Source organism: Streptomyces sp. NPDC093801 (assembly GCF_040701585.1).
In the GTDB taxonomy this organism is placed as follows: Bacteria; Actinomycetota; Actinomycetes; order Streptomycetales; family Streptomycetaceae; genus Streptomyces.
Window position 1 is genome coordinate 109611 of record NZ_JBFBDP010000004.1, and the last position, 19420, is coordinate 129030.

Annotated in this window: 22 protein-coding genes; 3 read left to right on the top strand and 19 right to left on the bottom strand. The window is 71.9% G+C overall.

The genetic code is table 11. The annotated features are described in order from the left end of the window. The first annotated feature begins 8 nt into the window (after positions 1–8). Entirely contained in the window at positions 9–839 is an 831-nt protein-coding gene (locus AB0469_RS05710; RefSeq protein WP_366450060.1) for a sugar nucleotide-binding protein, read from the top strand. A 182-nt stretch (positions 840–1021) separates the two neighbouring features. On the opposite strand, the gene AB0469_RS05715 is transcribed toward AB0469_RS05710, so the two are convergent. After that, the gene (locus tag AB0469_RS05715; RefSeq protein WP_366450061.1) at positions 1022–1174 is read right to left on the bottom strand and encodes a hypothetical protein; all 153 of its coding nucleotides are present in this window, start codon (positions 1172–1174) and stop codon (positions 1022–1024) included. 171 nt (positions 1175–1345) lie between these two features. Here AB0469_RS05715 and AB0469_RS05720 point away from each other — a divergent pair, with 171 nt between their 5' ends. Next, entirely contained in the window at positions 1346–2452 is a 1107-nt protein-coding gene (locus AB0469_RS05720) for a hypothetical protein (RefSeq protein ID WP_366450062.1), read from the top strand. 40 nt (positions 2453–2492) lie between these two features. Continuing rightward, on the top strand, positions 2493–3653 hold the full coding sequence (locus tag AB0469_RS05725; protein ID WP_366450063.1) for a hypothetical protein: 1161 nt from the start codon (positions 2493–2495) through the stop codon (positions 3651–3653). Positions 3654–3677: 24 nt separating this feature from the next. On the opposite strand, the gene AB0469_RS05730 is transcribed toward AB0469_RS05725, so the two are convergent. From AB0469_RS05730 to AB0469_RS05815, 18 genes are all read right to left on the bottom strand, one after another. After that, on the bottom strand, positions 3678–4739 hold the full coding sequence (locus tag AB0469_RS05730; protein WP_366450064.1) for a SpaA isopeptide-forming pilin-related protein: 1062 nt from the start codon (positions 4737–4739) through the stop codon (positions 3678–3680). Positions 4740–4812: 73 nt separating this feature from the next. Beyond that, complete coding sequence (locus AB0469_RS05735) at positions 4813–6501, bottom strand: SpaA isopeptide-forming pilin-related protein (protein WP_366450065.1); 1689 nt, start codon at positions 6499–6501, stop codon at positions 4813–4815. A 105-nt stretch (positions 6502–6606) separates the two neighbouring features. After that, entirely contained in the window at positions 6607–7083 is a 477-nt protein-coding gene (locus AB0469_RS05740) for a hypothetical protein (protein ID WP_366450066.1), read from the bottom strand. Positions 7084–7103: 20 nt separating this feature from the next. Next, the gene (locus tag AB0469_RS05745; protein ID WP_366450067.1) at positions 7104–7946 is read right to left on the bottom strand and encodes a DUF317 domain-containing protein; all 843 of its coding nucleotides are present in this window, start codon (positions 7944–7946) and stop codon (positions 7104–7106) included. 29 nt (positions 7947–7975) lie between these two features. After that, positions 7976–9184 carry a hypothetical protein gene (locus tag AB0469_RS05750; RefSeq protein ID WP_366450068.1) on the bottom strand — a complete coding sequence of 403 codons (1209 nt, stop codon included), beginning with the start codon at positions 9182–9184 and terminating at the stop codon, positions 7976–7978. Positions 9185–9220: 36 nt separating this feature from the next. Further along, the gene (locus AB0469_RS05755) at positions 9221–10480 is read right to left on the bottom strand and encodes an MFS transporter (protein WP_366450070.1); all 1260 of its coding nucleotides are present in this window, start codon (positions 10478–10480) and stop codon (positions 9221–9223) included. An 82-nt stretch (positions 10481–10562) separates the two neighbouring features. Continuing rightward, on the bottom strand, positions 10563–11858 hold the full coding sequence (locus AB0469_RS05760; protein WP_366450071.1) for an MFS transporter: 1296 nt from the start codon (positions 11856–11858) through the stop codon (positions 10563–10565). Positions 11859–11955: 97 nt separating this feature from the next. Beyond that, positions 11956–12813 (bottom strand): helix-turn-helix domain-containing protein, encoded by an 858-nt coding sequence (locus AB0469_RS05765; RefSeq protein ID WP_366450072.1) that lies wholly within the window; start codon positions 12811–12813, stop codon positions 11956–11958. Positions 12814–12861: 48 nt separating this feature from the next. Further along, the gene (locus tag AB0469_RS05770) at positions 12862–13287 is read right to left on the bottom strand and encodes a hypothetical protein (RefSeq protein ID WP_366450073.1); all 426 of its coding nucleotides are present in this window, start codon (positions 13285–13287) and stop codon (positions 12862–12864) included. Continuing rightward, a complete protein-coding gene (locus AB0469_RS05775; protein WP_366450074.1) occupies positions 13288–13731 on the bottom strand; it encodes a hypothetical protein in 444 nt (147 codons plus the stop codon). It abuts the gene before it with no gap. Then, the gene (locus tag AB0469_RS05780; RefSeq protein WP_366450075.1) at positions 13728–14171 is read right to left on the bottom strand and encodes a hypothetical protein; all 444 of its coding nucleotides are present in this window, start codon (positions 14169–14171) and stop codon (positions 13728–13730) included. Before AB0469_RS05780 ends, AB0469_RS05775 begins: the two co-directional genes overlap by 4 nt. A 38-nt stretch (positions 14172–14209) precedes the next feature. After that, positions 14210–14398 carry an SH3 domain-containing protein gene (locus AB0469_RS05785; RefSeq protein ID WP_366450076.1) on the bottom strand — a complete coding sequence of 63 codons (189 nt, stop codon included), beginning with the start codon at positions 14396–14398 and terminating at the stop codon, positions 14210–14212. A 279-nt stretch (positions 14399–14677) separates the two neighbouring features. Continuing rightward, positions 14678–15385, bottom strand: coding sequence for a hypothetical protein (locus AB0469_RS05790; protein ID WP_366450077.1), 708 nt, complete (start codon positions 15383–15385; stop codon positions 14678–14680). Positions 15386–15440: 55 nt separating this feature from the next. Beyond that, positions 15441–16115 (bottom strand): hypothetical protein, encoded by a 675-nt coding sequence (locus AB0469_RS05795; RefSeq protein ID WP_366450078.1) that lies wholly within the window; start codon positions 16113–16115, stop codon positions 15441–15443. After that, on the bottom strand, positions 16112–16750 hold the full coding sequence (locus tag AB0469_RS05800; protein ID WP_366450079.1) for a DUF3631 domain-containing protein: 639 nt from the start codon (positions 16748–16750) through the stop codon (positions 16112–16114). The genes AB0469_RS05795 and AB0469_RS05800 overlap by 4 nt, the downstream gene beginning before the upstream one ends. Next, complete coding sequence (locus AB0469_RS05805) at positions 16747–17181, bottom strand: hypothetical protein (RefSeq protein WP_366450080.1); 435 nt, start codon at positions 17179–17181, stop codon at positions 16747–16749. The genes AB0469_RS05800 and AB0469_RS05805 overlap by 4 nt, the downstream gene beginning before the upstream one ends. A gap of 62 nt (positions 17182–17243) precedes the next feature. Beyond that, positions 17244–17873 carry a DUF4913 domain-containing protein gene (locus AB0469_RS05810; RefSeq protein WP_366450237.1) on the bottom strand — a complete coding sequence of 210 codons (630 nt, stop codon included), beginning with the start codon at positions 17871–17873 and terminating at the stop codon, positions 17244–17246. Positions 17874–18041: 168 nt separating this feature from the next. Further along, a complete protein-coding gene (locus AB0469_RS05815; protein WP_125650356.1) occupies positions 18042–18797 on the bottom strand; it encodes a site-specific DNA-methyltransferase in 756 nt (251 codons plus the stop codon). Between the last annotated feature and the right edge of the window lie 623 nt (positions 18798–19420).

The following is a 19420-nucleotide window of genomic DNA, read 5'->3' on the forward strand; positions in this document are numbered from 1 at the left end:
GTCGGCTCATGACGCTGCTGATCGTGGGTGGGTCCGGATTCCTGGGTACCGAGCTGGTCCGGCAAGCCGTATCGGCTGGGCGCCCGACGGCTGCGACCTACTCGACCAGACCCGGCAGCACTCCGGAAGTCGCCTGGCACCACCTCGACCTGCGGAACCCTGGGAGCGTCGAAGAGGCGGTACTCGAACTCAGCCCGCGCGTCATCATCAACACGGCCAGTGGCGGGGCGGACTGGGCGGTTACAGCCGAGGGTCCTGTCCGCCTCGCGATCGCTGGGGCTAGGGCCGCAAGCAGGATGATCCAGGTCTCCAGCGACGCCGTCTTCTCCGGCAAGTGCCGTGCGCGCTACGACGAACAGTGCCGGCCCGACCCCACCACCCCGTACGGGGCGGCGAAGGCCGCAGCGGAGACCGGGGTACTCCTCGTGAATCCGGACACTGTTGTCGCACGCACCTCCCTGATCATCGGCGGCGGACAGTCCGAACACGAGCGGACTGTCCACGAACTCGCGGCCGGTACCCGCGAAGGCGTCCTCTTCACGGACGACTTCCGGTGCCCGGTCCACGTGCGCGATCTGGCCGCAGCCCTGCTGGAACTCGCGTCAGGGGACACGACCGGAGTCCACCACCTCGGCGGGAACCAAGCCGTTAGCCGGCACGAGCTCGGCGTCCTCATCGCCCGACGCGACGGACTCGACGCATCGCGACTGCCCACCGGTCTGCGGGCCGACAGCCCCCTTCCCGGGCCCCTCGATGTCCGCCTCGACAGCCGCTCGACACAAGCCAAACTCCGCACCCCGTTGCGCGGCGCCCACCAGTTCCTCGCCCCAACAGACTGAACACCGCAGCCCCGTCCGACCAGGGCGAGCCAGCAACGCTCACGGGGGGGGCAGGCCCGGGTGGCTACGTGTCTCGGACACAACGCAGCCGGCCCCGGGAACCTGGCTGGACACTCCTGTCTGGTTCCCGGGGCCTTCGGCGTATCTACGGAGGCCGTTGCCCAACGGGCTCCGCTCCGGAGTCAGACGCGCATGATCGCCACCGAGGCGAGGGCACCCGCCGCCCACGCGAGCAGGAGGCCCTGCTCCCTGCTGAGGCCGTTCGCGTCGGCCCACCGCTTCGCGAGGGCACGAACGATCAATCCGGTCACCGCCGCTACCTGATTCCTGGACATGACAAGTCCTTTCGAGAGGGAGGAGCAGCGCCCGAGTTGGCGCCGCGCAATCACAGAAGCAGCGCAAACCCGCTGGTGACAACGGGGTTAGGCCCGTTTGCAAGTTAGAGCGGCCCGGGACGGGAGTACTCGGCTCGCCCGGTGTGCCGTGGGGCCCCTACGCTGCCCGGCATGGCAGTTGAACCTCATGCCCTGCAGCGCGACGACCTCCTTCGCGCAGCCACGTCCGCCGGCTTCAGCACGATGAACGAGAGGAGACTGGAGGACTTCCGCAGCAGCGGCCTGATGCCCCGTCCTGTCCGAGTCGGCAACGACGGCCGCCGGCCGGTCTGGATCTATCCGCCAGACAGCGACCGCCAGCTGGTACAGCTTCTGCGCTGGCGCGAGCGCACATTGGACGTGGACGTGCTGCGCGTCGTGCTGTGGGTCGAGGGCTTCCCCTTTGCCCTCGATGCAGTCCGTGCCTCCGCGGCCGTCGTGGTGGCCGGCCTGTCACGCGAGGTGGAGCAGCTCCTTCGGACCGAGGCATCCCGCCAGGGCCGCGACCCTGTCGAAGATCAGGACGCGGTCGTGGGTGCCGTCGCGGCGACCATGGCAGCGAAGCGCGGCAAGAACGCTCTACCCCGCCCGATTCGCGTCCCGGCTGACGACCGGGCAACCGCTGTCGCGCACCTGCTGCAGATCTTCGCCCTCGGCACGCGACCGGACGTGACGGAAGACGACGCGGAGACGATCGAGAAGGTTCTCGGTGTCTCGCCGGGCAGACGGCAGCGGGTGGAAGGCGCTGAGCCGTGGCTGACCGGCCCGGCGAGCCTCATCGTCGGCGCCGCCGACTTCGTCTCCCTGCCGCGGATGACCGAAGCGCTCGCCCACGCCTCCGATGCCGAATGGGAGGAAGCCCGCTCAGTGGCCGCGGCACTCTTCCTCCAGCTCCCCGTTGTCACCCGGGCTCTCGCAGCCCAGACCGGCAAGGAGAACCTTGCAGGTCTAGGTGCATGCACAGCTCTCGACAGCGATCCGCTCTTCGCCGTCCTTCTGGTCGGCTTCGCCCTGGGAGCCCGCCGAGCCGACTGGTCCGACAACATCGGGGACCTGACGGATTCGCTCGCACCATGGTCCGGCCTCATCGGCGAGATGAAGCAGGTGCTCGACATGCCGCGGCACGCACTCGACCGCAACCTCGCCGGCCACGGAACGGAGATGCACGCGCGCACCGAGAGGATCATCCAGGCTCTCTTGGACCGCGACCTGGACCCAGGCCCCCGAGATGACCGCTAAGGCGGAAACCGGCACGAACAACGGACCGTAGGGTTCTCCTATGAGTACGGTACGCGCCCGGGTGTGGCGCTTCACGATCGAGAAGGGGAAGGCCGGCGCGGAGGCTGTCCAGGCTGTCGAGATCGGGCAGGGACCGCTCCCGGTTTCCCTGGCCAGCCTGGTCAACGTCAACGCCCTCGCGTGCGACCTTCGCAAGACGGTCGACCAGCGCGTGCGCGATCACGAGATCAGGCTGCTGCTCAGCTACATCCTCGGCGACCAGGGTAAGGGGCCACTCGGAGTCGAGTGCTCCGCTCTCGACTCCAGCGCTGGCCACATCCAGCGCTTCGTCAGCGAGTGCACCGGGCTCGGCGTGATGAGCGCCGCCAGCGAGGTCCTCTTCGACTGGACCCACACGACCGGCGGCCTCAGCAGCTTCGACCGGCTGCCGGGAAAGCTCCGCGGCGTCTACGCGAACACCGGCGTGCGGCCGGACCTTCTGTACGACCTGGCTGCCGGACCGGTTGCGGGCGAAGCACGGGGGCGACGACGGCGCGCCAAGCAGATGTTCCCGGCGGGCAAGGGCACCCCGGAGCAGAGGAAGCGCCTGGAGAAGCTCGCGCAGTGGTCCGTAGACCATGGCGATCACGCCTACTTCATGAGCTGGGTCTGGCTCGGCCCGGGCGGCGTCTACGTCGACATCTTCCTCCCCGACCACTCCGCCGCCCTGAAAGGCCTCAAGACCGGATGGATCGAAGTACCCGGGGACCCGAAACCGTGGCAGTTCCGCGTCCCGCGTCCTGACCGCCTGCGCGTAGTGGACCCGGTCCCGGACGAAGACTTCGTGGTGACGCTTCCAGGGGTCAGCGGTCAGGCAGCCACCAGGGAGGCGATCCGCCAGGTGGGCCCTGCGGCCGAGGAGGCGATGAACCGAGCTTTCGAGCGCGAAGAGAACCAGCTCGGCACGCTCGACGGCGTGCCCGTCCGAGGACGATGGATCCGCGGCGATGTCCTCGGCGAGGCACGGCACGAGGTACTGCTCGGAGTCCTGGGTGAACGCGTAGAGCTGGACCGCCGTGCACAGCGCGAGCGGCTGGCCAGCCTCACCGGGGACCGGCTCGACACGTTCCTCGACGGCCGCCTGCTCACGGCCGTACGCCCGATCGACGGCCCTCGACCGGAATGGGACCGGATCAGCGCAGAGCTCCTGGAACTGTCCTAAGGCCCGCTCACCCAACGCCGTCAGTCAGCTGCCGTCAGTGCGCCGGTGCTGGTGGCCGGTACCGACTTCAGAGTCGGTGTCCTCGCTCTTACGCCGGCGGGCGGCGTGGACGGCGCCGCCTCCTGCTGCGAGTAGGAGGCCGCCAACGGCCAGGAGCCATCCGTTGGTGCTGTCGGCGCCGGTGTGGGCGAGGGAGCCTTCGGGCTTCGCGTCCGGCGCTGTGGGGGTCGAGGTGGCGGTGCCGATGTCCGAGCTGCTGGAGGGGGACGCGGTGGCGGTGGGCCCTCCGGTGCCGGTTGAGGACGAGCTGGTCGGCGTGGGCTGGGAGGTGGGGTCGCCGGTGGGCTTGGCCGTCGGCTTCGGGGTCGGGTCCTCGGTGGGCTTGGGCGTGGCCGTGTTGGTCAGGGCCGCGGTGGTCTCGGCGCCGGGCTTGGCCGTGATCTCCACCGGGGTGGCGTCCAGCCGGTAGCCGTCTGGCGCCTTGGTCTCGGTGGCGGTGTAGGCGCTGCCGGTCTTCTTGCCTACGGGAAGGGGTGCCTTGGCGGTGCCGTCCGGGCCGGTGGTGAGAGTGAAGGCGCCCTTGTCGTCTTTGGCGTCCTTCGGGGCGATGTTGACGATGGCTCCGGGCAGGCCCTTGCCAGTGGCCTTGTCGGTGACCTTGAGGGTGAGGCCGGCGGACTTGTACGGGTCGGTGATCGCCAGGACCTTGGGCTCGCCGGGGGCGACGACGACGTCCTGGTCGGGGACGGTGCCCAGCAGCGGGCTGCCGGAGGCGGTCTCCTTGAGGCGTACGACGCCGGGGGCGAGGTCGGAGAAGGCCAGGGTGCCGTCGGCGCCGGTCTTGCCCTCGGCGAGCATCTTGCCCGCCGAGTCGAGCAGCTGGAAGGCGGCTCCGGGGGCGGCCTGGCCTTCGGGGTCCGTCTTGACGATGCGTAGTCCGGCCTTGTCCGTCGGCGCGGGATCAGCCTGCTCCTTGGGGGCTTCGGCGGCCGGGGAGGGGGCTGCGGTGGCAGTGGTGGTGGCCGGGCCGGTCAGGACGGCGCCGGTCAGGACGAGCGTGGTGAACAGGAGGGGGCGGTGCTTCATGAGGGGTGCTCCGGGCGGAATCGTGGGGACGGTGTGGCGGGGCTGCGGAGCCATGGCCCGGCAGCGCGAGCGGTCAGCTGGGGGCGTCGCCCGTACGGCGGCGGCGGTTGATCAGGTAGAGGCCGCCGCCGGCGGCGAGCAGCGCGGTTGCTCCGCCGGCCAGCCAGGTGGTGGCGTCGGCGCCGGTGTGGGCGAGGGATCCGGGCGGTGTCGTCGGCGGGGTGGTGGCCGGGGGTGTCGGGGGCGGGGTGCTCGGGCTCGGCGGTGTGGTTGCGGTGGGCTTGTCAGCGAGGGTGACGGTGACATCGGCGCCGGGTCGGGCGGTGAACGCGACCGGGGTGGCGCCGAGTTGGTAGCCGTCGGGGGCCTTGGTCTCGCCGGCCCAGTAGCGGGTGCCCGCCTTGAGCGTGACGTCAAGGGGGACGGTCGCGGTGCCGTCGGCCCCGGTGGTGAGGCTGGTGATCACCTTGCCGGGGGTGTGCTTGCCGGTCTTGTCCGTCTCGTCGGCGCGGATGGCGATGACCGCGCCCGGCAGGGTCTTGCCGGTGTTCTTGTCGGTCTTCTTCACCGACAGGCGGGCCTTCTTGAACGGGTCCACGAGGTCGAGGGGGTTGGCCTGGGCGGTGCGTCCGGCGGTGATCGTGATGGTCTGCTCGGGGAGCAGATCGTGGACGAGGCTGCCGGAGGAGGTCTCGCGCAGCCGGTAGGTGCCGGCGGGGAGCTTGTCGAAGATGAGGTTGCCCTGTTCGTCGGTCTTGCCTGCGGCGACCTGCTTGCCGTCGGAGTCCAGGAGCTGGAACGCGGCGCCGACCAGGCGGGTGCCCTCGGGGTCTTTCTTGCGTATCGTCACGCCGCCGGTGGCCTCGCCGACGGTGATGGTGGCGGAGTCCTTGATGTTGGTGGTGCCCCCGGCGAGCAGCATCCGCTGGGCGGCCGGGTTCTTGGGCGTGAGGACCTGCAGCCCGATGGCGGGCAGTCCCTCGGCCATCGCGGTGACGCTGGCGGTCCCGGGCTTCTCGGCGGTGAACTCCCAGGCGCCCGTGCCGTTCTCGTTGGTGGTGATCTTGCCGGAGGCGGTGCCGGAGCCTGACTCGGCGAGCGTGACGGCGACCTTCGGGACCGGCGTGCCGGCGGTGGTGGTGACCTTCACGGCGACGGTGACTCTCGTCCCGGCGGTGGTGGTCTTGACCGACGGCGTGATCTGGAGGGTGTAGGGGCCCGCGAGCTTCTTGGCCTCGGCAACGTAGCCCTGGGCGAGGGTGCGTGCGGTCGGGGAGACGACCGGGTACGCCAGGCGCTGCTTGCCGCGGTCGCCGTCGAGGGCATAGGTGCCGCCCGCCAGGTACTCGTACACCACGGCGTCGACTGCGGCGGCCTGGGCATTGTCGCGGGTCTGCCCGTACTTGCCGATCACGTACGCGGCCTGTGCCAGGTTCTCCTTGGTGACGGGCTTCCCGGTCACCGACGACGTCCAGGTCGGGACCGGCTGCGGGTCGCCGTAGCCTCCGGCGTCGGCCGGACCCTTGCGCTCGGGGTCGGCGCAGTAGGTCTCGGTGTCGCCGTGGACGGCCGGGCCCGGCGGGCCATAGGCGCCAATGTGGCTGGAGGCCGCGTGCCCTTCGGAGTCAGGGATGGTGTAGCCGGGGCCCAGTACCAGTGGGGCGTCCGGGGCGGCCACGGCCTGCGCGGGCAGCAGAGTGCCTGCGGCCAGGGCAGCGACGGCGACGGCGAGGTGAGCAGGTCGGGCGAGGCGAAGGCTCATACGGGGGAAGAGGTCCTGTCGGTGAAGAAGGGAATGAGGCTGCGGACGCTGCTGTGTCAGCAGATGGCGCGGGCCAGCGGGAGCGGCCGGGTGGGAGGGATCCGCTTACCGGGTGCGGGCCGGGGAGGTCCTGACCTGCGGTACCGGAGCCGTGAGGGGAGGCGGGCCGGTGTGCACCGGCGGGGCGCCAGGGATCCACAGGCGTACGTACCGGTCGATCGCAGCTCGCAGCCGAGTGACGCCGATGCCGAGCCACGGCGGATCCTCGCTGTAGCGCGAGTCGGTGAAGGCGCCGTACCCGGCAGCGCCGGGCTTCCGCCCCATGCGCCGGTCGCGGGCCTCGAAGGCACCGTGGTCGGCGAAGGACAGCACGGCGGTGTCGATCCGCCCCTGTTCCATGTGCACGATCTGCAGGCGCAGCCCGTCGTAGCGGTCGGCGTGGATCGTGGGGGCGAAGTCGATGCGCAGCCGCAGCGGGAGGTCCGGCACGGGGGCGGCGTAGTAGGCGTCGCCGACGACGGCGGCCTCGGGGTACGGCAGCGTGAGGTGGTCGGCGAACAGCTGCTCGGTGAATAGGGGCACAGGGTTTCCTCGTTGGCTGGTCAGCGGCGTGCGGCGGCACGCGCGGGCAGGGCGGCGGAGTGGGTGGTGGTGCTCCAGCGCGGCACGCTGCCGACCAGGACGGGCGGACGGACCCCGAGGCGGGGACGGAGGTCACGGGGAGTGGGCACCGGCGGGCGGGGCGGTACGACCGGCGCGAGGCTGGCGCGGGCGGTGAGCTTGGGGTGGAGGCTCTCGCGCCAACGGGCTGCGGGAGTCGGATCGGTGAAGGCTGCCGCGGTGGCGGCTATGAGGTGGGAGGGCGTACGGGGGGTGAAGGTGATCTCCGCTCGGGTGCCCCAGCCCGGAGGGCCGGCCCACAGCTGCGTCCCGTCCTCCAGGTCGCGGCGCGAGATGTTGATGCAGACCCCCGCGCTGCCGTCGGGGGCGGCCAGCTCTACGGTGCCGAGCTCGGCGCCCGTTCGCTCCCAACCGGCCGCGGCCAGCGGTGCCACGCTGTCGGCCCAGTACACCGACGGGGCCGCGAGGAAGCGGTCCTGGCCCGCGGCCCAGTCCTGGGCGAGCGTGGCGGTCAGGGCCGCGACAAGCTCGGGCGGGGTGTTCTGGTTGACGATCGCGGTCCACTGGGGTCCGGAGACGGCATCCGGCGCGGCGCTGATGGTCCACAGGTCGTAGTCGTCTCCGGCCCAGCCGATCCGGATGCGGTGGTCCGGGCTGGTCACGACGAGCTGGTGCGGGCCTTCGTCGAGGTGGTGGTGGGGCCAGTGCGCGACGGGCGCGAAGCCGGCATCGCCGTAGCCGGGTGATCCGGCGAGGTATCGGGGCGTGACGTAGACGTCACCGTCCACGGGAGTCGCGGTGGTGCGGGAGGCGGGTGCGGGCAAGGGCGTCTCCAGGACGGAACGGGTGGCGGTCAGCGGGCGGCGAGGGCAGCGGTGGCTACGAGGGCCGGGCGGGGCGCGATCTCGGAGGGCATGACGATGTTGGGCTTCCGGATGGCGGCTAGGTCGGCGAGGACTTCGCGCTTGACCTGGACGCGCAGGGCCGGGGTGAAGACGTCTGCCTCGAGCCTGCCGTCCGCGGTGGCGTACGGGCGGAGCCGGGCCAAGATGCGGGCAGCGGCGGCCGGCTGCTCGGCGACGAGGCGGTCGAGGGCTGCGTCCAGGGCCTGGCATCGCAGGTCGTGGTCGGGAGCGGCGCGGCGCAGGACGGTGACGGTCCCCGCGTACTGGTGGATCAGGCGGGTGTGCTCGGCGCGGCGCTGCCAGATGGCGACCAGGAACCGGCGGGCGTTGAGGATCTTGAAGGCGTCCTGTTCGGGCAGGTCAGCGAAGTCACCGGGCAGGGCCCCCAGGGCGGAGGGGCTGGAGGCGCGGGCCAACGGCACGGTCAGGGCGGCGAGTTCGTCCAGGGCCGTGTTCCAGCGCCGCTGCAGCAGCGGGTGGCGCAGCGCGGGGTCGCGGTCGTTCTGGTCGCGGGCGTCGTCGGCGACGGTACTGCGGAAGGCCACAACTCCCCTGGCCAGCAGCTGCTCTACGCCCGGGGTGCTGGGGGCGGTGAGGTGGCCGTCGGCCCAGCCTTCCTCGATCGTGTCGAAGATGTCCTTGGCGAGCGGGCGTACGGGCAGTCCCGCTGCGGTGTGGGCCTGGGCGAGGAGCTGGGTGAAGCGGGCGGGGTAGGCGTGGGCGAGCCAGCCGCGGGCGGTGGTAACCGTGTCGGTGGTCGCGGTCAACACGGCAGCGTCGCGCGTACGGTTCTCGGCTCGGCGCAGGGCTGCGGTATCGCGGTGGACCTGGTGGAGGGCGGTGCGTACCTGCCGCAGCTGGCGGGAGGTAGGGGCGGCGCGCGGGTCTTGGCGGTAGGTCATCCGCTCGACGGCGACCTGGAGGTCGCCCTCGGCGAAGGTGAGCGCATCGCGCAGGTCGTTGAGGCGGCCGGGAGCGTGGAGGAGGTCGTGCTGGGCGGGGCGCAGGTAGCCGGCGGCGTCGGCTATCGCGGCCGTGACCAGGTGGTCGAAGCGGTCCTGCAGGTAGTCGGAGAACGCCGTGTCGTCGAGGTCGGCGATTTCGCGCAGGCGGAGGCGTCGGTACTGCGGCTGGGGGGCGTCGGAGGTCGCGGACATGGTGGTCCTTTTCGAAGGGGTTGGTGGCTGGGGCGGTCAGGCGGGGAGTGGGCGGCGGGTGGCCGGGTGGGTGCGGAGTTTCGCGAAGGACATGGCAAGTCCTGCGGCCTGCAGGACGGCGCAGGCGGTGATGGCGTGGCCGAGGAAGTCGGGCGGGGTGAGCGCGACCAGGGCTCCGGCGAGGGGGAACGGTGCGAGCAGCAGCAGGATGATCAAGCTGAGAGTGCTGCCGAACACTTCGGCGGGGACGAGGTGGGCGCGAAGGGTGCGCAGCACCACGGTCATGCCCGCCTCGCCGGCCATCAGCAGCGCCACCAGGACCAGGAAGGTGGTGTAGGTGTCGGCGGCTGCCAGGGCCAGGCAGGCCAGGGAGGCGAGGGCTGCTGCGGTGGCACCGACCGGCCACAGACCGGTCCGGTCGATCGCGAACCGGGCGAGGGCGACCATGGCCAGGGACGCCACGGCGGCGGCCGACCAGACGAGGCCGACCTGGCTGCTGGTGCCGCCGAGCTGCTGGATGACCAGGACGGGACCGGCGGCCTGCACAAGGCCGATCGCCGTGTTCGACAGCACCAGTCCGACGCACAGCCAGCCCAACGCGGGCAGCGAGCGCAGGGTCCGCCAGCCGATCCGGAGTCCCTGGGCGACGGGGACCGGGGCGTCCTGGGGCCAGGCGGGGCGCTGGCGCGGGGCCAGGGCCGCGCCGAGCAGGGAGCAGACGGCGATGGTCAGCAGCATGCCGGTGGCACCGGTGTACTGCAGCAGGACCCCGGCCAGGGCCGGGCCGGCCAGCGTGGCGCCCTGGTCGATGCCCAGCAGGACGGCCTGGACGCGGTGGGCGTGACCTCCGGCGTCCCGGCTGGCGGCGCCGCCCGCAGTCTCGGCCGCAATGTAGGAGAACTCCGTAAGGACGCCGGTCAACGCCGCGAGCAGCATGACCGTGGCGATGGCGGCGGTGCCGCCGACGGTGGGGAGCACGGCCGCTGCGGCCAGGACGACGAGCGCGCGCAGCACCGAGGCGATGCGCAGGACCCGGGTGCTGCCGAACCGGTCCACGGCGGCGCCGGCGAGGGCGAACGCGCCGAGGCGGGGCACCCATTCGAGCATGAAGGCGATGCCGGTCAGGGTGGCCGAGTCGGTGACGGCCAGGACCAGCAGCGGGATGCCGTACGTGCTCATCGCGAAGGCTCCGGCATCGGCGGTGCGCGGGACGTAGACGCCGCGGACGGGCCCGAATGCGGGGACGCGGACGTGTCGGCCAGTGGGTGGCCGCAGGGCGGCATGCTTGGGAGGCATCGTGTTTCCGGGAGGGTGGGACGGATACGTTCGGGGGCCGGACCGTCGGGGTGGTGACCGTCAGACCGGGTGCCAACGGCCTTTAGTGGCCTGGGCCGTGGACCGGCGCTGGGAATGCGTCGTGCTGCAGTTGGGTGTGCTGCCGGGAGCGGCGCGGGCGCCGGTGGCGGCCCAGGCGGCGGCCGGGGCCGAGCTTGGGGCGGGCGGCGATCAGGACGGTCAGCGCGGTGGCGGCGCCTGCTGCGGGGAGGGCGGCGAGGGCCTGCGGGCTGTCCGAGAGGGCTCCGGCGAGCGCGGTGCCGGCGGCCTGCCCCGTACCAACGGAGAGGATCAGCCAGGCATACGCCTCGGTGGTGCGGGAGGCGGGGGCCAAGGCGTCTACCACATGGAACCCATTGGTGATGATCAAGGTGAGGAACAGCCCCGGTATCCCTGCAAGGGCGACGGCCGCCCGGGGGCCGGGATCGGCCATCAAGGGAAGCCAGCCGAGAAGGAACAGGGTGCTCGTAGTGATCAACTGGGTGGTCGTGGTGCCGGGCCATGTCCTGCGGGCGTAGACCAGGCCGCCCAGGACGCTGCCGGTGGAGAACGCGGCCGGCAGTACCCCGGAGAGCGTGGTCATCTGGTGCATGGCGGCCATGTCCGCGGCCCAGACGTTCATCGCGCCGAGCGCGAACCCGGTGCCCGCCAGTGCGGTGAACAGCAGGACCAGGCCCGTGCTCATCAGCCGTCCGGTGCCTGAAGGCCCGTTTACGGCCGGGCGCCAGTACCTCGACGGTCCGGCGCTCAGGACGATGGCCGACCCGGCGAGCCCCAGGGCCGCGGTGGCCCACAGGGCAATGTCGGGGTTGTGCGCGGTCGCCAGCCACGAGGCGAGCAGGGGGCCCACGATGTAGAGGAGCCCTTGGGAGCCGGTATCCAGGGCCTGCACGACGCGGCGCCGTCCCGCATCGGGCAGGACAGTCGGCCACAACGCACGGAGGCCGGCCTCCAGCGGTGGGGTGATCAGCCCCGCGAACCCCACGACCGCGGTCACGGCCGCCGGCTGTCCGTCCGCGCCGATCCACGGGAGCGCAACTAGGCAGGAGGAGTTGAGCAGGACGGCCGGAACGGAGACGCGGGTCTGCCCGTACTTGTCCATCAGGCGGCCCTTGACCGGCTGCGAGAGGCCCGAGGCCAGCCCGTAGATCGCGGCGAGGAGTCCGGCGAAGGCCAGCGACCCGCCTCCCGCAGTGATCCACAAGACCAGCGAGACGGGGACCATGCCGTTGGGCAGGCGCCCGATCAGGGTGCCGCCCAGCAGGCGGGCCACGTACCGGCTGCCCAGTACGGCCCCGTACGTGGCCGATGGAGAGGTTGTGGTTGAGCGAGCGGTCAACGGGCGGGGCTTTCCGTCAGGGCTCAGCGCCAGGGCGCCGGGAGCGAAGGGGATACCGGCGGCGGGCGGCCGGAAGGTGGCAGAGAGCGGCGGGGGTTCATCGGCTCGGACCCGTTGTGGCTGCGGAGAACAGCTCGCCGGGCCGCCAGGCGGTGGCCGGGGCGGTGGCCGGCGGCTGGCGCACGGCGACGGCCTGGCTGGTCTTTCGGGCCTGGTGGGCTGCCCACTGCCCGGAGCGGGCGGCGGCCGGGATGCGGGGCGTGCCCCACACGGGGTGGGTCTCGGCGTCCGGGAGTGGGCGGGCGGTGGCCCACGTCGAAAGGGACCGGTAGATGGGGGCGAGGGCCTGGCCCGGCGCAGTCAGCTGCAGGGAGGCGACGTCATCACGGGAGACGGAGACGATGCCGTCGTCGATGAGCCGGCGGATCGGTGAGTAGATCGCGCTCGGGCTGTGGTCGGCCATCGCTTCGGCGGAGAGCGCGGCCATGGTCGTGGTCCCGCGGGCCTTGAGGGTCCACAGCAGCACGGTGGCGTGCCGGTGGCCGATCACGGCAAGGGTGTCCTCGGCGTTCTGCGCGGCCGGGATCCGCTCCGGTTCGGTCTTACCGGTCACGCGGTTGAGGACGAGGTTCTTCTCCAGGTGCGCGTCGCCCCAGGCCGCGAGGGCGGTCAGGGACGGCAGCAGTTCCCGGCCGCGGGCGGTCAGGCCGTAAGTGACGTGCAGGCGGGTCTGGGCGGTGCGTTCGACGAGTCCGGCCTCGGACAGGGCCCGCAGCCGGGGGTGGAGCTGACCGTCGCCGAGCCACGGCAGATGCTCCTTGAACTTGGTGTAGCGCAGCGGGCCGGGCTGGGAGGCCAGTGTCATCAGCACCCACACGCTCCAGCGCGGCGCGATCATCTCCAGCGCCTCGGCAACGCGGGGCAGGTCGGTCGAGGGCAGGCGGGCAGCAGCCAAGGCGGGAACTCCAGACGTGCGGGATGGTCGAGAAGAAGAAGGGAGGGGTCAGCGCGAGCGGACGGGCTCGGTGGACGCGGCCGGAGGCGGCGCCGGTACGGCGGCCGGAGCCTGGGGCTCGGCGGATGCCTGGTGCGTGGTGTCGGGGACGCGGGCCAGGCTGTTCAGCACGTCGCCGAGGACCTGGGCGTGGGAGTCGCGGACGGTGACGGCGTGGGCCAGGCGGCGGGTGGCGTCGGCGATGTGGCCGACGTCCACGGATTCGATCGCGCGGTCGGGGTGAGTCAGCCGGTGGAGCTGCTCGGCGTGGAAGGTGACGGCGCGGTCGGCGTACTGCAGGGCGTCGAAGCTGTTGAGCAGGGCGTACCGCATGCTGCCGGGCACGGGGTCCGCGGCGAGTTCGGCAACCGGGCGGCCGTAGAGGGCTTCGATCCGCCCGCCCGCCGTGCGGGAGGCGGCGTACGGACCGGGCACTCAGCCTCTCCGAACTGCCGCTCCGCCTCCGGCCCCTGCGGGGGCCGGCGGGAGATTGCTGCTCGCGACCGTCGGCCGGACGGTAGTCGGGGCGGCGAGCGGGCGGACTGCTGGTGGTGGCATCGTGGCGAGCAGCTTGTCCAGGGCGGTCCGGTAGCCGCTGCGTGCTGCCAGCGCGGCCTCCAGCCACTCGGCGTCGAACCGCAGTGCATCGGAACTCAGCGAGTCCAGCTCCGCGTCGGGGGCCATCGCCGCGTGAACGCGATCACGGACCCGTACGACCTGTGCCTCGGCCAGGGCGAGGAAGACCCGCAGCTCCAGGGCCCGTACCAGGGCGGGCGAGGCTCCGGGGCGGACCGCCCGCTGATGGAGCTCGTCCAGCGGCCCACCGAACACGCCCTCCAGACGAGCGTCCTGGGTGCTGGGCCGGCGTCCGTCGCTCATCGCGTGCCGCCCCGGATCCGCGCGGGCTGTGCCGGAACTGAGGTAGGCAGGGTGGTCGTCACCCGGGGTCCGAAGCGCTGCTGGATGCGGGCCGTCTCGGCAGGGTCCTGCAGGAGGAACCGGAGCGTCATGGCCCTGCCGTCGCGGGCGGCAACAGCGTGGTTCACCCGGTGGGCCAGCTCCATCACCGGGTCGTCCAGCTGATCCCCCACCGCTGTCTCCAGCGCCGCAAGCAGGGTGTCCTCGGCCGTCTCCAGCACCTGCTGGGCCTGGGAAAGCAGCCCGTACCAGTGGACCGCCTGGGTGGCACCGGGATGAGCCTGGGGTGCGGCGTGGACGGCCTGCGTCAGCTCGCGCATGCCGAGGCCGAACTGGGCCTCGATCCGGGCGGCGAACAGGCCGAGCACGTCGCCGTCGAAGACGTCGGGGATGTCGGACACGAGAGGGGGCTCCTGGGAGAAGGGAACGTACGAGTGGGTCAGTTCGGGCGAAGGCCGTCGTCGCGGCGGAGGTCACCGTCGTCGACCCAGCCGGTGATGCCCGAGGCAGTGGTGACGTGCCGCCAGGTGCCGTCGGTGACCGAAGCCGTGAACGGCTCCCCGCGCCGCAGCACGCCCACGGCCGTGGAGTTGCCGTCGGAGCGGGCATGGACTGCGACAGCGAGCACCGGCTCGGACCGCCGAGCCGTACGGGCCGCGGCGGGGCGGCGTACCGCGGCGGCGGTAGGACGGGATGGGGCGCCGCTCAGGACGGTGGCGGTGATGGACGCGGGTGTGTGGCACACGGCGGATGGCTCCAGACCAGGCAGAACAACAGGAAGCGACCGCCCTCAGCGGGGCGGTGGTGTTGCAAAGGGTCCGGAGAATCCCCGGTTTCCGAAACCGGGACTTCGCCGCTATATTGCGCGCCGCCGATCCACCGAAGCGGGGTCGAGTGGAGGCCGTGTTCAGCGTGTGTGTGGCCGTCGAGGTGGCTGCGGCACGGGTGTCGCCGGGGTGGTGCGGGCCGGGCTGCGACGTGCGGTCGGAGCCGGCGGCGGCAGCGCCGGAGCCTCCTCGTCCGACCATGCCTCCCACCAGTTGACAGCGGCCTCGTACGTTTCGAACCCGCCTTCCCGCAGGGTGTGGGTGTTGGAGTCCCAGTCGAACCGCTCCAGCAGGATCCGGAACTCCGGCACCGCCTGGGGGTCAAGGGAGCGCAGCATCACGACCGTTTCCACGGGATCGCGCATGTCGGCGGTGTAGCTGGCCAGCAAGGCGAAATGGTCACCGTCCCCGCGGACGCGTGCCTCCAGGGCCCGGGTCATGTCGTCGGCGGGGTCGTGCACACCCTCCTGCGGGCTGAGCGCGTCGCAGGGACAGCCTCGGGCTATGAGGTACGACTGGGCCATCGCGTACAGCGGGAGTTCCTTGGAGTCGATCTCGAAGGTGCGGGCACTGAGGTCACGGGAGGCGTGAACGGCCCTGAGCTGCGGGCTTCCTGGGATACCCCAGGTGGCTCCCTCGTCGAGGAGCACGAAGTAGCTGTCGGTGTCCGTGCGATGTTCGCCGAGCACCTTGTAGGACGAGATGTCGAGATGGTCGTGGTGCTGCTCGTGCTCGTCGTCAGCGGGCTCGAAGCCGTCGACTTCGTAGTCGGGTTCGTGGAAAGGCACGTTGGGTGGGCTGCTTTCTGCGGGCGGGAGAGGACGTACCGCGGGCACCGTGCGGTCAGTGGTGTCGGGCTGGTGCCGGCCAGGCTCCGGCCGGGCGTGCGGGCACCGGGGTGGCAAAGGCCGGCGTGCGGCGGGTGCCGAGCAGCGCGGTCCGGCCGGTTTCGGTCAGGGTGACCGGCTGGCCGACAGTCAGAGCCCGGGACGTGTCCCGGGTGACCAGCCCGTGGGCTTCCAGGCGCTGGAACACCGGAAGCTCGATCAGGCGGCTCTGGACGGTGCGGACCGAGACCCGGTGGGTGAGGAGGTGTTCACGCATCGTGCCGCCGCCGGCGAGCGAGAGCAGCGCGGCGAAGTCGCGGGGCGTCAGCTCGTCGTCGGCGGGAGCGGCGGCGGGGGTGGCGGCTCTGGCTGCCTCCAGGGCGGAACCGACGCCTTCCTGCAGGCGGTCGCGGGTGGCCGTGGCCTGGGCCAGGTCGTGCAGGGTACGGCGCAGGCGGTCCAGGAGCGGGGTGTCCACGGGGTAGCTCCCGGAGGAGAGCCGCTTCAGCGCGTTGCGGTGGTAGGTGACCGCGTCCTCGGCGGTCACCAGTTCCCGGTGCACGGCAGCAAGCGCTGCTCGCTCGGGCGGGAGCAGCCCACGGAGGTGGTCGTGGTGCAGGACGGTCAGGTCGCCGACGACTTGCTCGATGGCCGCGTCCAAAGCGGTCGCCGGGGACTCGCGGGCAGTCACGACGGCAGGCAGTCGCAGTCGGCCGGAATGGCGGACAGAAGGGCCGAGCGGCGGTAGGACTTGCGGCGCCGCCCGTCGCCGTGGGTGACGTCGCGGCTGGCCACCTCGTACGGGCGGAGCAAGGCGGCCAGGCGGGTCTGGGTGAGTTCGGCGTAGGGCCAGCGACCCTCGGCTACGCCGGGCAGGGTGCGCAGTTCCGCGACGAGGTCGGCGGAGGACACCACGTCCGGACTGCCGTGGAGGGCGAAGATGTCCAGGCAGGCGGCCAGGATGCACGGGGCCCTGAAGGCGGGGACCGTGTCCTCGGTGGGGCGGCTGAGGGCGGTCGGCGGCTGCTCGGAGTCGGTGCACGGCGGGCAGCAGGTGTCGGCGCCCAGGAGCTGCGAGACCTGCCGACCCGCCTTGGCGTGCTCGACGAGCAGATTGCTCAGGTCGTCGAGCTCTTGGTCCTGAGCGGCGGGAGTGGTGGGCTGCGGTCGGCCGGCCCAAGCGCTCAGTTCCGCTTCCACTTCCAGCTGGCGTTCGTGGGCGTCCAGCAGGGCCTGGTGGCGCGGGTGCGGAGCCGGGCGGGGCTCGAGGAGGGTCGTCATCAAAGCCTGGAGCAGGGGGGAGGACTGGGCCATGAGGTTGGTCATCGCGAAGGAGCCTTCGGGGAAGTCGTGGTGATGCGGGCGGGCACGGGAAGTCCGGGGACCGGGAACGCCGGGGCCGGAGGCGCCGGCCTGGGCGCAGGGCGCGGCCGGACTTGCGGTGAGAGGGAGCGGGCCGCGTGCGCGCGGGGCCCAACCGCGGGGCGGGGGCGGCCTACGCGAGCCCGGACGGTGTCGTAGATGTCGTGCTTGGCCCGGGGGCGTACGGCGACGACGTGGATGTCGGTGGGGTGGCTGGAGCCGGGCGGGGCCGGGCGGTGGGCGTAGACGATGCGGTACTGCACCTGGGCGCCGAGGTAGAGCTTGCGGTACCCGGACAACTCCCCGGTCAGCTTGCCGCCCCTCACTTGGGCGCGGACGACGTCCTGGATGAGGGCGAGCCCCAGGTCTCGCATGTCGCCCGGGGCGGCCAGCAAGTCATTCAGGGCCTCGGGGTGAACGGACAGCCCGAACGCCGGCGGAGGCTGCGGTGGGTGTGTCACGTGGCGGCCCCGACCGGCGAAGGTCCGGCATCAGCCTGCTGGGCTTCGGCATCGCGGGCGGCGGACTTCGCGGACGGACCCGGGCCCCGCAGCAGGCGGTGCTCGGGACGCTCCGGGTCGGTCTGGCAGGCGCTGAGCGGGCCGCCGGGGGCGCGGACGTAGGCCAGGCAGTGGGTGAGGTAGTCCCGATGCCACACGGCCATGCCGCTGAGGCCGGCCTCGGGGTCCTTGTGCTGCTGGTAGGCCAGCCACAGGGCGTGCAGCCACGCGACGACGTCGAGGTGTTCCTGCCACTGGTCGCACCACGGTGCGGCGGTGGTGACCTCGGCGCCGTAGACGTCCATGAGGTGGTCGTCCACCCAGTCGGTGAGCGCGGCCAACTCGTCCTCGAACTCCTCGCCCTCCAGTTCCAGGATCGGCTTGGGGTCCGGCGGCGGGGTGGGGGCGGCGTACGAGGGCATGCCGGGGAATCCCGCGAAGGGCATGCTCGCGGTCATCGGGTCGGCCGTCGGGGCGGAGGCCAGCGTGTCGATCAGGCGGGCCTGCTCGGCCGACTGGTCCAGGAGCTTGCGCACCGACGCCTCGATCGATTCGAGGTCGCCTTCCGGCAGACGGACCGGCTCCATTTCCCCGCCATGGCGGGGCTCAGCAGATTCGGACACGAAAAGGGTTCTCCTTGCAGCCGGGGCCGTGGATTCAGTGGCTCCGATGGTCCGGAGAATCCCCGGTTTCGGAAACCGGGGATCTGCCGCTATATTCCGCCCCGCCGCAATCCGGCCGGTGATGCGGTCCGGTCAGGAGGTCAGGTCGAAATCGTCCTGGGAATGCACCTGCTGGAGGGTCTCGGTGAGCCGGTCGGAGGCGACGGCCGCGTACTGGCTGGTCTTCTCGATGCCGATGAAGCTCCGCCCTTCCAGGAGGGCTGCGACCCCGGTGCTGCCGGATCCGGCGCAGAAGTCGAGCACGGTGCCGCCCGGCGGGGCTATCTTCACCAGCTGCCGCATCACCTCGACGGGCTTCTGCGTGATGTGCCTGCGTGCCTTGCCCGAGGGCTGCGAGGCGCTGAACATCCCCGGCAGGTAGACCGGGTTCGCGGCGGCGTCGATCTTGCCCTTCGCGCCCCAGACGATGTACTCGGTGTCCTGGCGGAACTTGCCCTTCTGCGGCCTGGCCTGCGGCTTGTGCCAGGCCAGGAGGCCCAGCCACAGCCATCCGGCCGCTTGGAAGGCATCCGTCGTGGCCGGCAGCTGGCGCCAGTCGGTGAACAGCAGCCCCGTGCCGCCAGGCTTCGTCACCCGGTGGGCCTCGGTCATGATCTGCGTCAGCCACAGCGTGTACGAGCGCTGGTCCATGTTCTCGCCGGTGAAGTCCGGCAGGGCGTGCTGGGCGTCGGCGGAGACGTACTTCTGGCGGGCGGAGCGGCTCGTGCGCTCCTTCGCCGTCCGGCCTCCGCTGTTGTACGGCGGGTCGGTGATGACCGAGTCGGCGCAGGCGTCGGGCAGTGTCGCGAGCACGGTCAGCGCGTCGCCCTGGTGGAGGGAAAACGACAAAAGGGGACCCCAATTCGATGAGGGATGCGGGTGGAAGGGCTCCGGACCGCGCAGAGGGCCACGGCAGTACAAGCCGGTGGCGCGCGGGGAGGCCCAAACTGTAGGTCACGATCCCCGGTTGGGAAGCATCGCGGGACATGAAGCCCGGAATCTCGCGGATTTCGGCGGCGATTTCGGTGACCGGGGATTCGGGCTTACTGTCGTGTCACTGCCCGGCGGACACCGCCGATGGCGTACCCCTTCCCCCGTTTTCCCCTTCCCGCAGGAGGCCCCTGTGTTCCGTCCGTGACCCCGCACGCGGCCATCGCCGCCGCCCCATCGCTCCCCGCCCGCCGCAGACCCTGAATCGGAGACCGCCCATGTACCGCCCCTGCTGACCTCGCCCGCATCCCACGCCACTCCGCAGGACGAGGAGGTCCCCCTGATGTTCCGCCCGTAACCCCCACTGCCCCGGTGCGCGAGGCAACGCCCACCCGGCACGCCCAGATCCCCCACGGCCCTCCCCGGCCCCGGCACCCGCTCCAGGAGTTCGCTGATGTTCCGCCCGTAAAACGCCCCCGCGTCCCCCTTCTTCACCGACCCGCCGCTGCGGGCCGATCCCTGCACCTTCCTGGAGGCACGCC